The organism is Legionella sp. D16C41, from assembly GCF_048541585.1.
Lineage (GTDB): Bacteria > Pseudomonadota > Gammaproteobacteria > Legionellales > Legionellaceae > Legionella_C.
Genome location: NZ_CP183303.1, coordinates 1,010,113 through 1,022,854 on the forward strand (window position 1 = coordinate 1,010,113; position 12,742 = coordinate 1,022,854).

The window sequence follows — 12,742 nt, forward strand, 5'->3', positions numbered from 1 at the left end:
GCTTGTTCGTAGGATCCAGTAAAGTAGCCGTGGACTGGATACCGCAAACAAGTCGTGGTACGTAGGTCTTTCGAACAGCGCTTTCAGCAAAGTTTCTTGCTTTAATAATTATGTTCAAAATGTATAAAATTTAAACTTTATTAAGGTTTGCTTAATAATTCTATGGTAAAATTTTGTTTACTAATTAAACAAGTTGATCGTTTATTAATTAATCGTAAATCCACATAATTTTTTTAGCGTTTAGCTTATTTGACTGAGGATAGCATGGAAACAAAAACAGAGCAGTATACGTATGAAGAACATAAGCAAAAATTTATTAAGGATCCTGGAAAATACAACGTGACTGACTACATTCAGGAATTTATTTGTGTAGATATCAACGCTAAAGATCGTCTTGTACAAATTTGCGAAACTAATCAATTAAGCAGTTTAAGTCGGATATTAGACAAGTTACCTACTATTTTTACTAAGAAAAAAACAGAGTCAGATGTAGCGCAAACCATTTCACATTTACAAAAGCTAAAAGAAGATATCAATAATAATGCGATAAATCCCTCGACTGTAGAGTTAGGCGGACCAAAAGTAAATTAAATTTTTTATTAATCTTAAATATTGTGGGGAAGTTATATGGAAAACAAGGCAGAAATTTATACTTATGAAATGCATAAGAAAAGATTTTTTGGTGATAAAGGTATGCATAGTATACCGGCTTACTTACAGGAATTTATTCTAATTGATCCAGAATCAAAAAGTCGCTTTCAGAAAGCATATGGAACCAAAGCTGTAGGAGAATTAAGCCGTATTTTTAATGATTTACCTTCTCTAGATACAAAATCTATTGATGAATTTGCCATAGAGTATTTAGAAGAGATTAAGAAAGGAAATTTTTATGATTATACGCTTAATAAAATTGGCTTTTTATTGCATGAATTTATTGACTGTAATCAATATTTATCTACTGGCAATGTAAACCCTTATTATGGACAGTTAACCGAAGGTATGTTAGCAACTTTTGCGAAAGTACTAGAAATAGAGCCAGATGAATTTAAAGAAGTGTTTTATGGAAAGCCAATAAATCAAACAAAAGTAATGGATTTTGCCAATCAGATGGTTGGTGCTCTAAATATTGCTATAACTTCTCGATTTATGGATATTCTTAGTCGTTCTCGCACTCCGGAAGGAAAAGCTTATAGCGATTTTCAGAATTATGCATACTATTATAATGGTTATTCGCTTGATAAAGTTGATAACGAAGGTCTACCTCTAAAAATACAAGAGCTATGTTTACCAGATATACAAAAACTAAAATTTGACGATATAGTTAAAGGACGTAATTTAAATCCTAAAAACTCACAAAGCCACCAAGCAATACTTCTTTATATAGAGAAAGTTTCAGAAATTATAGCAAAGTGGGAGAACAAAGGTAAAAAAGAGCCTAGAATTCAAACTATCTTAGATAGTTTAAGGATATCACTAAAAAATGCCCGACTTTATGTAGAAATATCGTCAGTTCCACCTGATTTTATTGGTAAACGTAAGAGTATGTTTATTGAGCAAATTGATGAGGAAATTGCAAAGTTACCAAAGCCTGAAAAAAAGGAAAAATTTACTATTTTTAGGAAAAAATCTAAAGAGCCTGAGCAGCATCCAGCGCAGACTCTTTTAGAGGAATTAAAAGAAGATGTTATTCATATTAATTCTATGGAAGAGCCAGGATCTAAAAAAACGCAAGGATTTGGGACCGGTGTATAAATAGTCCTATTAATGGCAGAAAATATTTTAAATAAGTTAAATAATATTATTACTTATTAAGTTAAACTTCTGTCTTATAATCTCTAGAGAAAGACAAAGGGGTTGATTTTTGAGGGCTGTAGAGCATATATAAACATAGGTGTAAAATGGTCTACAGAAAATCAATCCTTTTGACCACTATAGGAGATTTTGCAGTCAGGTGCTTAAAATTATAAATTAATATTTATTTTTAAGTAGCAATATTAGCTAAATTAGAACTAAAATTTTTGTGTATTTAAATTATCATTTTCTTGAAGTGTTTGTCACGATTCATTCCATAGCATAAACTTATCATTTAACTTTTGTATATTTTATATATAAAGATCAATTAAATCATTCTGAAGTTGATTGATATATAATGCATTAATTCTTAAGTCAGCTGTTTAAGTAGGTCTAATAAAGGACAATAGCAATGCATGAAAAAAAATCAAAGAATGCTTTAAAGTTACCCTCAATTTTATACGGCACAGCCTGGAAAGAAGCACAAACTGAGTCGCTTGTTTTTCAAGCTTTAAAACTAGGATTTAATGGTATTGATACCGCTAATCAGCGTAAACATTATTATGAAGAAGGCGTAGGTGCAGGCCTTGCACAATTTTTAAAAACTGGCGAAAAAACTCGGCAAGACTTATTTATTCAAACTAAATTTACGCTAGCACAAGGCCAAGATGAACGAAAGCCCTATAATGAATTTGACTCTTTAACAAAGCAAGTTAAACAATCTTTTTTAAGCTCATTAAATCATTTACAAACGGATTATATTGATTCTTACATTCTTCACGGCCCGTCTTTATCACAAGGAATTATTAAGGATGATTTAGAAATTTGGCAAGCTATGGAAGAACTAGTAAAAGAGGGCAAAGTTAAATTCTTAGGGATTTCAAATATCAACAATAAACAACTAGAAACACTCTATAACACGGTTTCCATAAAACCATCTTTTGTCCAAAATCGCTGCTTTGCTAATACCCAATGGGACAAAGAAAATCGGCTATTTTGCGAAAGGAACAGTATTATTTATCAGGGATTTTCATTACTTACCGCCAACCTTTCTTACCTTTTAACTCCAGTTATGTATTCAATAGCCAAAAAATATAGTAAATCTATTCCACAAATTATTTTTCGATTTGCTCAACAAATTAATATTTTATCATTAACTGGTACTACTAAAGCTGAGCATATGAGAGATGATTTAAATCTCAATGATTTCGAGCTTACAATAGAAGAGATTGACTATATAGAGTGTTTAGGTGTTAATGCAAATTCTTAAATTCGCTATCAATAAATGAAAAGCTAAATTCTACACTACTATAATTTTACACTAAACTATTTAAAGTAATGAAGTCTAATAATAGGAAACAGGATGGTCCGGGAATTAATCAATGAACTTCACTTCTGGGAATTGGTTTTATTATGTATTTCGACTCTTACTATACTTACGTATTTATCGGCAGTTATTTCTACTCGATTAATTACTTTTCCTGTCGATAAAGAGCATCGATCATTATCTAACTCTTTAATTGGTATATTAAGTGCAGGTTTCTCTGTATTACTTGCTTTTATTATTATTAATTCCTGGAATTATTTATTGAAAACCCAAGATGATTTAGCTAAGGAAGCAGATGCCCTAGCGGCAATAGTGCGTGATGTTAATGTTTTTCCAGAGCCTGTTAAAGAAAAACTTATGACAGAGCTTCGCAATTATATTCATTTAGCTCGGGTACATGAATGGGAAACATTAAAACAGGGAATAGATAACCGTCAGGCTTGGGAGACTATTTATAATTTATTTGTAACGTTACAATCATTTGATCCGCATACAAATTTAGAAAGGATATATTACGCACAAATTGTCAGGAATCTTGAAACTGTTTCAGAAACAAGAAGAAATAGATTGGCTCGCCTAGAGAGCATAATCCCCGATAAACTAAACTCAGCACTTATTATAGGTTCAATAATACTTGTTGTGATATTAGGTTTAATGCGTGGAGAGAAGAATTTTCTAAACATAGCCCCTGTCTTATTTTTTTCTATCGTTTTAGGCTTTAATCTAGCTATCGCATTAAGTTTTAATTATCCATATTCAGGTGATATCTCCGTCAGTAATAAGTTTTTTTATGAAGGTATTTTAAGTAATTTTACCGATCCAGATAAATAAGCATAGTTTAGGCCAATTTTTTACCTATCGTATCTTCAAGTAATTGTGGATAGCCAAATTAAATTTCTAATTTATGTAGTAACCTGCTGCGAAGAATTTTTCTGATTAATCTTTTCTAAAGATCAATATTTTTAGTCAATCTTAGCCTTGAAGCCTTAGGCTTAATAAATTTTTAATACCTAAAAATCCAGTCCCTATATGATTGAGAAAAGATCTGCATTTATAAATTTTGTGCAAACTAGTCAAATTGCTTATACTTATACTGTCGCTTATAACAATTATTTCTTATACAAGGAGCGTGATTATGTCAACTTTCAAAAGAATGAAGCTTTTAGGTGCCGCAATAGCTTTGACAGTATCACCGATGTTGTTTGCTTCTACCGATACGCTACAAACAGGCAAGTTAATACTAGCTGATTGGCAAGCCGGTGGACAAGGTCAAGGCAGTGGAGGACAAGGCGGTGGTGGTAATTGGGGTGGTTATGGTGGCCAAGGTGGGCAAGTAGGAAACGGACAAGGTCAAGGCGGTGGAGGACAAGGTGGCGGCTGGCAAAATGGTGGCCAAGGTGGAAAAATGGGAGGTGGACAGGGTCAAGGTGGTAATTGGGGCGGCGGTAATGGTGGTCAAGGTGGTAATTGGGGTGGCCATGGTGGCTACGGCGGCCAAGGTGGCGGTTGGGGCGGACATGGCGGACATGGTGGCTATGGTGGTTGGGGTGGAGGACATCATGGACACTTCGGACATGGTTGGTATCCAGGTTGGCATGATGTGTATTGGTATCCTGATGTATATTTCTGGAAGCATGGTCGTCAATGTATGAAATCATGTTATAGAAATAAATGGGATAATAGAGTCTGTTATATTCAATGTGAAGATTATTAGTAATTCATAACCTGGGTGTAAACTTACACCCAGGTTTTACTTTAAATTATTAACTAATTTTTAAAACATTAATGAGTTCTTGATTAGCTTCAAAAGGTGTTTTTCTCTTAAACTCAGAAATAAAGTGAGTGTATTCTTCATCGTTAGCATTAAGAATAAAATCTGTCATTGCTTTTTCAAGCTGATAAAATTTAGCAATTCTTGGGATTTGCCTTTGTTCGTAGGCGGTAATAGCTTCTGAAAAACTCTTATTTTTTAGGTTTGCAGCTAGCCAATAACTATCTTCTAAACCACAGCCGGCACCTAAACCTAAAATACTACCTAAGGGATGAGCTGCATCACCAACTAAAACAACGCGCTCTTTATGCCAATTTTGTAATTTAGACATAGTATAGGCCTCTTCGCAATAAAAATGCTGATTAAAATCGGCCTCAGTAAGTGATTGCTCATAGGCATCTAATAATTGGTCAACTTCTGCTGACCAGCCCCTAAACAAACAAAGGCGCTCTTGACGATTAATTAAATGCTGAATTTCTCCTTGTTTATAGGGAAGTACTTGATAAAAAATATGACGATTTTTTGAGATAGGAAATTGTAAACAATAACGATTTTTTCCAATAATAAAATTATGTGCTATCTGTTGCGATGGTGGATATCTTAAGACACCTAAGAAATGAAGATAACCAGAATAAGTCAATTTAGTTTCAGGAAAGATGATTTTTCTTATAGCAGAATAAGTGCCATCCGCACCGATAAGAAGATCAGCTTTAACTTCACGGTGATTATCAAAATAGGCTGTTACTTTGGCATCTTTTTGCTGAATCTTGATGCATTTTGCTCCAAATACAATATTATCTATACCAAATTCATGCGCTAAAAGCTGATGCAGCTCACTTCGACAGACATTCATAATAGGATAGCCATTCACTTGTAAGAAAAGCTCTCTAGGTACGTCCATTAATTTATGGCCAGCTGCGTCAGCAAATATATCATACGTAATAGTTGCGGGGAGCAAACTAATTTTTTCTTTGCAGGGAAGTGTCATAAGCACTTCAACACCATTAGGCCAAATACCTAATCCGCCGCCTATGGGCGCAATATCAGCCTGTTTTTCATAAATTTCTACTTGAAATCCTTGCTGACGCAACAAAATTCCCATTACTAACCCTGAAATTCCTGCACCTATAATAACTATTTTATTGCTCACAACTAAAAGCCATTTATTTACAGAGGACTGTATCGTAGATGATCAGTGCAACAAATGTCAACGTTAAAACGTTCATTTTAACGTTTTTTGGCTGATAATATTGCAAATATTAGCCATTTTTATTATCATGCATAAAAATTAAACTGATAAAAATAGCGATGAATAATCAGAAGAAGTTAAATCAAGCTAGCAGTATTATTCAATCATTGATGCAAGAATGCAGGATTACTGAAGCAGAGCTAGCCCGACAGACTCAATTACCGCAAACAACTATTAATCGGTTACTATTAGGCGGAACTACTGATCCCCGGGCTAACACTTTAAAGCCTATTGCTGATTTTTTTTGTGTTTCAATAGGGCAGTTATGTGGTTTTGAGCCACTGCCCCTTAATCGAATTGCGGGTATGGTAAATACCACGAATCCTTCAGCATGGCGCTTTATTCCTATAATTGCTTGGGAACAAATAAAATCCTGGCGCTTTACGCAAAAAACTATAACCCCGCTACAACACAAGAATTGGATTGGTACAGAGCGGGCACTATCAGAAAATTCATTTGCTTTACAAAGCTTAGCTTTTATGGAGCCTAGGTTTCGCAAAAATTCTACTCTAATTATTGATTCTGAAGCAAAATATAAAGACGGCCATTATATTATTATTGCCTTAGACGGTATTCATCCTACAGTGCGTAAAGTATTATTCGATGGCTCTGATGTATTACTTCAATCTTTTGATCAAAGTCAGCCAGCACTAAAGCTAGATAAAGAACACACAATTTATGGCACTATAGTTGAATCACGTTTGGATACTTATCATGACTAATTCGTATCGTATTATTTCTGTTGATGATAGTTATCATAACACCGGAAAAGTTTATGTAAAAATTCAATTAGTAGGCAAGTCGCAAACATTTAACCGACCGGTTAGCGAGCTCTATCAGAAAGAATGGTTAGAAAAGTTTTCGCGTGAGGATGTAGCTCATATTGCCGCTCTTTATACAGCAGAACATACTAAGAATTTAGAGTTAATAAAAAAATTTCCTAAGACCACACCGGCTACTAAATCTAGTGTCATTATCGTTGGTATTCTTTTTACCGCTTTTCTTATTTTAGCTAATTTAACAGCATTTAAGCTTGCGACGTTTGCTACTATTAATTTTCCTGCAGGGCTTATATTTTTTCCATTAACTTATGTTTTTGATGATATTTTAACTGAAGTGTATGGCTTTAAGATAAGTCGGCGCATTATCTGGATGGCACTTCTTGCCAATACCATTATCTTTATCGGTACATGGTGCACAATATACCTTCCTCCTTCACCCTTTTGGCATGAACAAGCAGCTTACGCAACAGTATATCAAGCAACCTTGCGTGTATTTACCGCATCAATGATCGGTTATTTTTTTGGTGAGTTTGCAAATTCTATGCTTCTTGCAAAATTAAAAGTATTAACTTCAGGAAATCATTTATGGTTACGCGCTGTGACAAGTACCGTCATTGGCGTTGGCATTGATACTATCTTTTTTATGCATATCGCCTTTCTATTTACCATGCCATACCACAGTCTTTGGGAAATAATAGCCACTATGTATGCACTTAAAGTCATCTATGAATTCTGCGCACTTCCTATTACCTATAAAGTATCTAATTATTTAAAGGAAAAAGATAACATTGATTATTACGACTTTAAAACAAACTTTAATCCTTTTTCTTTAGCTGTTTAAAATATTGAAATTGTATTATTTTTTTATGCAATGCAATAAAACATTAAGAATCAGCAAGTAGCCTGGGAGAAGGGCGTAGCCCGTATCCCAGGTTTTCGATGGATTTTTCGAAATTAAGAATTGCTATAAAATACTAGGTCTTATCAATCAAGTCGGGTTTTATTATAAAACCCGATAAGCGCGGAGAATATCAGCTGTGACAGCGAAAGCTCTGGGAGCACCGAATAAGTAATGAGTCAGATTTGCAGGCGCATGTGGATTATATTCATTTTAATCATGTAAAGCATGGCTATGTTGCCACAGCTAATGAGTGGATTTATTCCAGTTTTCATTATTATGTTCAGTTTGAGTTATTAGATAGAAATTGGGGAGGCGCTTTCTTGAGTGGAGAGTTCGGTGAATAATTGAGGTTCAAGGTAAACCTGCGATACGGGCTGCGCCCTTCTCCCAGGCTACGCCGGCTAATAAAACATCTCGTATTAATGCAACTACCAAATTTTTAGAAATTAGGATTTAGCTAGCGTAGGTCGGGCCTTGGCCCGACAAAAAGCACTTGATTAAGAAACAAAATTCATTTAGAAATAAGCTTTATGGAAAATAACTAGTCCAAACTCATGCAATATCGAAGAGTTTTCCTAGCAGGTGCAACTTATTTTTTTACAGTTAATCTTGCTAATAGAACAAATGATATTTTAATTAAAGAAATTAATTTGTTGTCTAATGTTATACAAATAACAAAAACAAAATATCCATTTAAAATACTTGCCTATGTAATCTTGCCTAATCATTTGCATCTAATAATGAGCCTGCCTGAAAATGATAGTAATTATTCATTACGTTTGCGTATGATTAAATCTCTCTTTTCAAAAGAATTCCCTTGTTTAGAACCCATTACGCCTGCAAGACAAAAAAAGCGAGAACGAGGTATTTGGCAAAGGCGCTTTTGGGAGCATCTTATCCGAGATGAATTAGATTTAGAAAACCATGTAAATTATATTCATTTTAACCCGGTGAAACACGGTTATGTTCAAAAAGCCTCTAACTGGAGATATTCTAGCATACACCGATATATCCAAAGAGGAATAATTACTAATGATTGGGCATGGTGTGATACATTGCCAGCAGATAATCACTTTGGAGAATAGTTTGGATTTGTCGGGCCACAGGCCCGACCTACGCTAGCTAAAACACTTCGAGACATTCGAGTAAATAAAGTAATTTAATATGAGCATCTTTCCTTGTTCTGTAATAAATTTAATATATTATTAGTATTGTATATACACAATTTGATTGATTTATAATCATATTTGTTGGCTAGTTGATAATAACTTAATTTATAAGGGACTTAGTTAAGGCAGCAAGTAGACTTGGAATGGGGCTTAGCTGGTGAAATTGCTTAAGGCAATTTTACAAATTGAAGACTTCAATTTTATTAAATTACGCTTATTGTACTGTATAAGTTAAATAATATTATCAAACAATAAGCAAATTGATCAAAATTTATGTTAAAATAGAGGTAGAGATATTTTTGGTTGAATAAAATGAATTTTAGTGAATTTTTAGAATGGGTTAAGCAGTTTGCAGAACAAAATAAAGATAATGTGCAACTATCATCATACATTAAGGAATTTAATGATTGTTTAAATGAGCGGAGCTTAGTTAACTGTTTTTATAATATAAGTACTCTTTTAGTAGCTATTGAACAGTTACAAAATATAAATTATAACAACATTTATACCGCAAAACAGGTATTAGAGAATTTAAATCTCTATATTTTTAATTCTTCAATGAATGATTTTAAAGGGGTTATACTAGCCTTACCTCGTGCTGTGATACCAATAGTATCATCTGTGGATGAGCAGACAGGCGAGCAGACAATAGTAGCTAAAATTAATAAACTTTATAATAATTATAAACAAAGTATTACAGCGGAGGGGATTAGAAAACATCTTCCGAGAGATGAGCTTGAATGGCATGCATATTTTGTACAGGTACTAGCAAAACAATATGGCGGTACTGATTTTAATTATATAAATTTTAATGCATTTTTAAATGCTACATCAGCGCTTTATGGTAAAAATATAAGGGACCTATCTGTACCCAACCAACTGAAATCTTTTCACCAAGTAAATCAAGATGACTTAAAAAACTTTGCTGAATATTCAAAAAGCTTGGCTAATGGTTCTTCATTATATAAATCCAGATTTGAAGAATTTAAAAGAGACATTTCAAGTAAAAAGGAAAAAGAAATTAAACAGCAATCTACTATTGATTTGCTTAAAAATATAAAAACATTAATTGAACAAACCCCTTGGAAAGTTGGCAAGTGGGGAAGTAAATCAGAAATAGAAGTAGATGGAAAACTTATTAAAGTTCCAAATCACATTTATAAAATTTATGAAAAAGCTAAAGCAGGAATAGATACACCTCAATTAGCGAGTGAAGCTCTTACAGAGATAAGCAAAATTGCGGAAAAAGCGGTTAATGATAAACCTTTATTGTTTAGCAGTTATAGAAAGAGAGATAAGCAAACGCAAGAGGCTTATGATTCAATAGTTAATCAAACAAAGCTACAATAAAAGGGCTCTACACCATTTGAAGGGACACTTTAATTAAGCTAGACTAAGCTAATGTCATGGATTCTAATGGTGGCCAGAGGTGGAATCGAACCACCGACACAAGGATTTTCAGTCCTTTGCTCTACCGACTGAGCTATCTGGCCCCAAGAGGTTGCTATTAAACTCTGTTAATGGTTTTGAGTCAAGTATCAAAATTAAATTTTTTTTACATATTTCTTTTTTATAATCACTTAATTGATTAGAGTTTTACCCTTGTGGAATATAACCTGTCGGTTTGTCTGAACCTTCACCAAAAAAGAATTTTTCCATTTCTTTCAATAAGAACTCTCGTGCTTTTGGATCAATAAGACTTAAGCGATATTCATTAATAAGCATCGTTTGATGCGCAAGCCACATTTTCCAAGCCTGCTTTGAAACTTGCTGATAAATTCGCTCACCTAAGGGGCCGGGGAAGGGTGTAGAGTCTAAGCCCTCTAATTCTTGATTTAATTTTGCACATAAAATTTGTCTAGTCATAAATGGCCTACTTTTTTGCTGTAGTAATCGGAAGTTATTTTATAGGGATAAGCGGTAAAAATAAATTAAACTTTTCTTTTGGAAAACATTTTGGTCAAAAGATCGATTAATAAAAGCTTATTAAAGGCCTTTTACGTCTGCAACATCAATTAGTTTTCAATCAGCCCTAATAACAACATCAATCTAGGCGGCATTGTACCTGCGCAAGCATAATATGTTGTGATAATAACTGCTCTTGCTCTGTATTTAAGCTCTCAAACTGAACTGCTGTTCTATAGTTATCAGTACTGAAATACTGACTATAAACAACTATAGCATTCACAATAATAGGTATCATTTTTGGTTTGGTATAAATAACCATTTTCAAAGAAGTATTTTCTTTTATTTTCTTTTTTGTATAAAAAGCCATACCGCCCAGGCTAATATTAACTTTATGTTTAGGTGTTTTCTCAGCAATTGATAAATGCCGCATTAGATAATCAATTTTAGCATTTAATAAATTTAAATAGTGAGCGATGGCAGGTTCTTTAAGTGCAAGTGATTGGGTTAGCTTAGATAACTCATAATCAAGACTTTGGAAATAGCGCGTTGTTTCTAAGTATCGTTGCCCACTATGACCTAGCAACTCTTCAGTAATTGATTTATCTGAATTGAAAGTTCCGGACTCAATGACTTTATATTCAAAATAGATTTCATCATCTATGCGAAAATGTTGTCTGCGTTCATGTACAGGCATAATCACTCCATTAATTCCATTTACTAGAGCCTTTGTATAACCGATAGATTTTACTTTACTGCTACCTTGTAAGCCTTTTTTTGATGTTCTTATATGCTAATAAATTTAACTCCTTAAAACGCTTACGCCTTGTCAATAAAGTAAAATCTATCGGTTATACAAAGCTCTATTAATATTAAGCCTTAAATTAACTATAGTCAGAGATTTAAATGATGGTAAAATAAATTAAAGAAATTTAGCAAATGAAATCATTTATTGGGAGCCAGAAGTCTGCTTATCATAAATCGTATTAGATACATTAATATTTCTGATATAAGGATTATTTGCTAATTTTTCTATAATTTCATTAGCTATCTTATAGTGTATTTTAGCAAATATTAATGTTACAGTATCATGCTCTAAATTTTTAGCTGGATGTACGATTAACTGCCCAACTTGGTTAACATTATCACCAATAATTTCTCTAAGAAACTCCATAGACATAAGCCCATGCTTTATTTGAAAATTTAGAACGCGCCTCGTTCGCTTCGCTTCAAATTTATCCTCAAGTGGTTTAACTACAATTAAAATAATCAGAATAATAACTGTGGTTGCAATTCCGGCAAAGTAAAGGCCACCACCAATAGCAAGGCCAATACCTGCAGCCACCCAGATACTTGCTGCTGTAGTTAGGCCATGTACTACATTATTACGTAAAATAATCGCGCCTGCGCCTAAAAAGCCTATCCCTGATACAACTTGGGCTGCTATCCGCGAGGGATCAAGAACAATATGATTGTGTGCAGGGCTTAAGATATCAAAAAACCCAAAGGCAGAAATAACCATAATTAAGCATGAACCGGTGCATACAAGCATATGAGTACGCAAGCCCATAGCCCAAGATAAGCGTTCTCTTTCTAAGCCAATAATACAGCCTAAAAAGGCTGATAATAATAAACGTAAGATTAATTCACTCGAAGATAACATAATTATCCTAAATATTGATTCTGTTCAAATTATAGTAACTTTCCTTGGTACAACTTTTGCTTTACTTAAATAATAGTTTTAATTACAAAAATAAAATTTTATAGTAACTGAATATTAATAAATTTTTTATACCCAGGTAAGATAATTTTAACTACAATATAACTTTATAACTTAAAAATAATAA

Annotated in this window: 14 protein-coding genes and 1 tRNA gene; 10 read left to right on the forward strand and 5 right to left on the reverse strand. The window is 33.4% G+C overall.

Annotated elements, in window-relative coordinates; translation table 11 throughout:
* Positions 1 to 264: 264 nt before the first annotated feature.
* The 5 genes from ACNVED_RS04405 (at position 265) to ACNVED_RS04425 (ending at position 4,832) form a co-directional block, all read left to right on the forward strand.
* Positions 265 to 591: a hypothetical protein gene (locus tag ACNVED_RS04405; RefSeq protein ID WP_419420550.1), complete on the forward strand. Its 327-nt coding sequence runs from the start codon at positions 265 to 267 to the stop codon at positions 589 to 591.
* Between the two features lie 36 nt (positions 592 to 627).
* A complete protein-coding gene (locus tag ACNVED_RS04410) occupies positions 628 to 1,752 on the forward strand; it encodes a hypothetical protein (protein WP_419420551.1) in 1,125 nt (374 codons plus the stop codon).
* 451 nt (positions 1,753 to 2,203) lie between these two features.
* Positions 2,204 to 3,061: an aldo/keto reductase family protein gene (locus tag ACNVED_RS04415; protein WP_419420552.1), complete on the forward strand. Its 858-nt coding sequence runs from the start codon at positions 2,204 to 2,206 to the stop codon at positions 3,059 to 3,061.
* A gap of 93 nt (positions 3,062 to 3,154) precedes the next feature.
* The gene (locus ACNVED_RS04420; RefSeq protein ID WP_419420553.1) at positions 3,155 to 3,949 is read left to right on the forward strand and encodes a hypothetical protein; all 795 of its coding nucleotides are present in this window, start codon (positions 3,155 to 3,157) and stop codon (positions 3,947 to 3,949) included.
* A 304-nt stretch (positions 3,950 to 4,253) separates the two neighbouring features.
* Complete coding sequence (locus ACNVED_RS04425) at positions 4,254 to 4,832, forward strand: hypothetical protein (RefSeq protein WP_419420554.1); 579 nt, start codon at positions 4,254 to 4,256, stop codon at positions 4,830 to 4,832.
* A gap of 49 nt (positions 4,833 to 4,881) precedes the next feature.
* On the opposite strand, the gene ACNVED_RS04430 is transcribed toward ACNVED_RS04425, so the two are convergent.
* A complete protein-coding gene (locus tag ACNVED_RS04430; RefSeq protein WP_419420555.1) occupies positions 4,882 to 6,039 on the reverse strand; it encodes an FAD-dependent oxidoreductase in 1,158 nt (385 codons plus the stop codon).
* Between the two features lie 158 nt (positions 6,040 to 6,197).
* Here ACNVED_RS04430 and ACNVED_RS04435 point away from each other — a divergent pair, with 158 nt between their 5' ends.
* The 5 genes from ACNVED_RS04435 to ACNVED_RS04455 all read left to right on the forward strand — a co-directional run bounded on the left by ACNVED_RS04435 (position 6,198) and on the right by ACNVED_RS04455 (position 10,340).
* Positions 6,198 to 6,860 (forward strand): helix-turn-helix domain-containing protein, encoded by a 663-nt coding sequence (locus tag ACNVED_RS04435; RefSeq protein WP_419420556.1) that lies wholly within the window; start codon positions 6,198 to 6,200, stop codon positions 6,858 to 6,860.
* On the forward strand, positions 6,853 to 7,761 hold the full coding sequence (locus ACNVED_RS04440) for a queuosine precursor transporter (RefSeq protein WP_419420557.1): 909 nt from the start codon (positions 6,853 to 6,855) through the stop codon (positions 7,759 to 7,761). Before ACNVED_RS04435 ends, ACNVED_RS04440 begins: the two co-directional genes overlap by 8 nt.
* Positions 7,762 to 8,003: 242 nt before the next feature.
* Complete coding sequence (locus ACNVED_RS04445) at positions 8,004 to 8,165, forward strand: hypothetical protein (RefSeq protein ID WP_419420558.1); 162 nt, start codon at positions 8,004 to 8,006, stop codon at positions 8,163 to 8,165.
* Positions 8,166 to 8,375: 210 nt separating this feature from the next.
* Positions 8,376 to 8,906: an REP-associated tyrosine transposase gene (locus tag ACNVED_RS04450; protein WP_419420559.1), complete on the forward strand. Its 531-nt coding sequence runs from the start codon at positions 8,376 to 8,378 to the stop codon at positions 8,904 to 8,906.
* A gap of 396 nt (positions 8,907 to 9,302) precedes the next feature.
* Positions 9,303 to 10,340 (forward strand): hypothetical protein, encoded by a 1,038-nt coding sequence (locus ACNVED_RS04455; RefSeq protein ID WP_419420560.1) that lies wholly within the window; start codon positions 9,303 to 9,305, stop codon positions 10,338 to 10,340.
* A gap of 67 nt (positions 10,341 to 10,407) precedes the next feature.
* Here ACNVED_RS04455 and ACNVED_RS04460 read toward each other — a convergent pair.
* The 4 genes from ACNVED_RS04460 to ACNVED_RS04475 form a co-directional block, all read right to left on the reverse strand.
* Positions 10,408 to 10,483, reverse strand: a tRNA-Phe gene (locus ACNVED_RS04460).
* A 103-nt stretch (positions 10,484 to 10,586) separates the two neighbouring features.
* Positions 10,587 to 10,856 (reverse strand): oxidative damage protection protein, encoded by a 270-nt coding sequence (locus ACNVED_RS04465; protein ID WP_419420561.1) that lies wholly within the window; start codon positions 10,854 to 10,856, stop codon positions 10,587 to 10,589.
* A 178-nt stretch (positions 10,857 to 11,034) separates the two neighbouring features.
* Positions 11,035 to 11,592: a PilZ domain-containing protein gene (locus tag ACNVED_RS04470; RefSeq protein WP_419420562.1), complete on the reverse strand. Its 558-nt coding sequence runs from the start codon at positions 11,590 to 11,592 to the stop codon at positions 11,035 to 11,037.
* Positions 11,593 to 11,844: 252 nt separating this feature from the next.
* Positions 11,845 to 12,558, reverse strand: coding sequence for an MgtC/SapB family protein (locus ACNVED_RS04475; protein ID WP_419420563.1), 714 nt, complete (start codon positions 12,556 to 12,558; stop codon positions 11,845 to 11,847).
* Between the last annotated feature and the right edge of the window lie 184 nt (positions 12,559 to 12,742).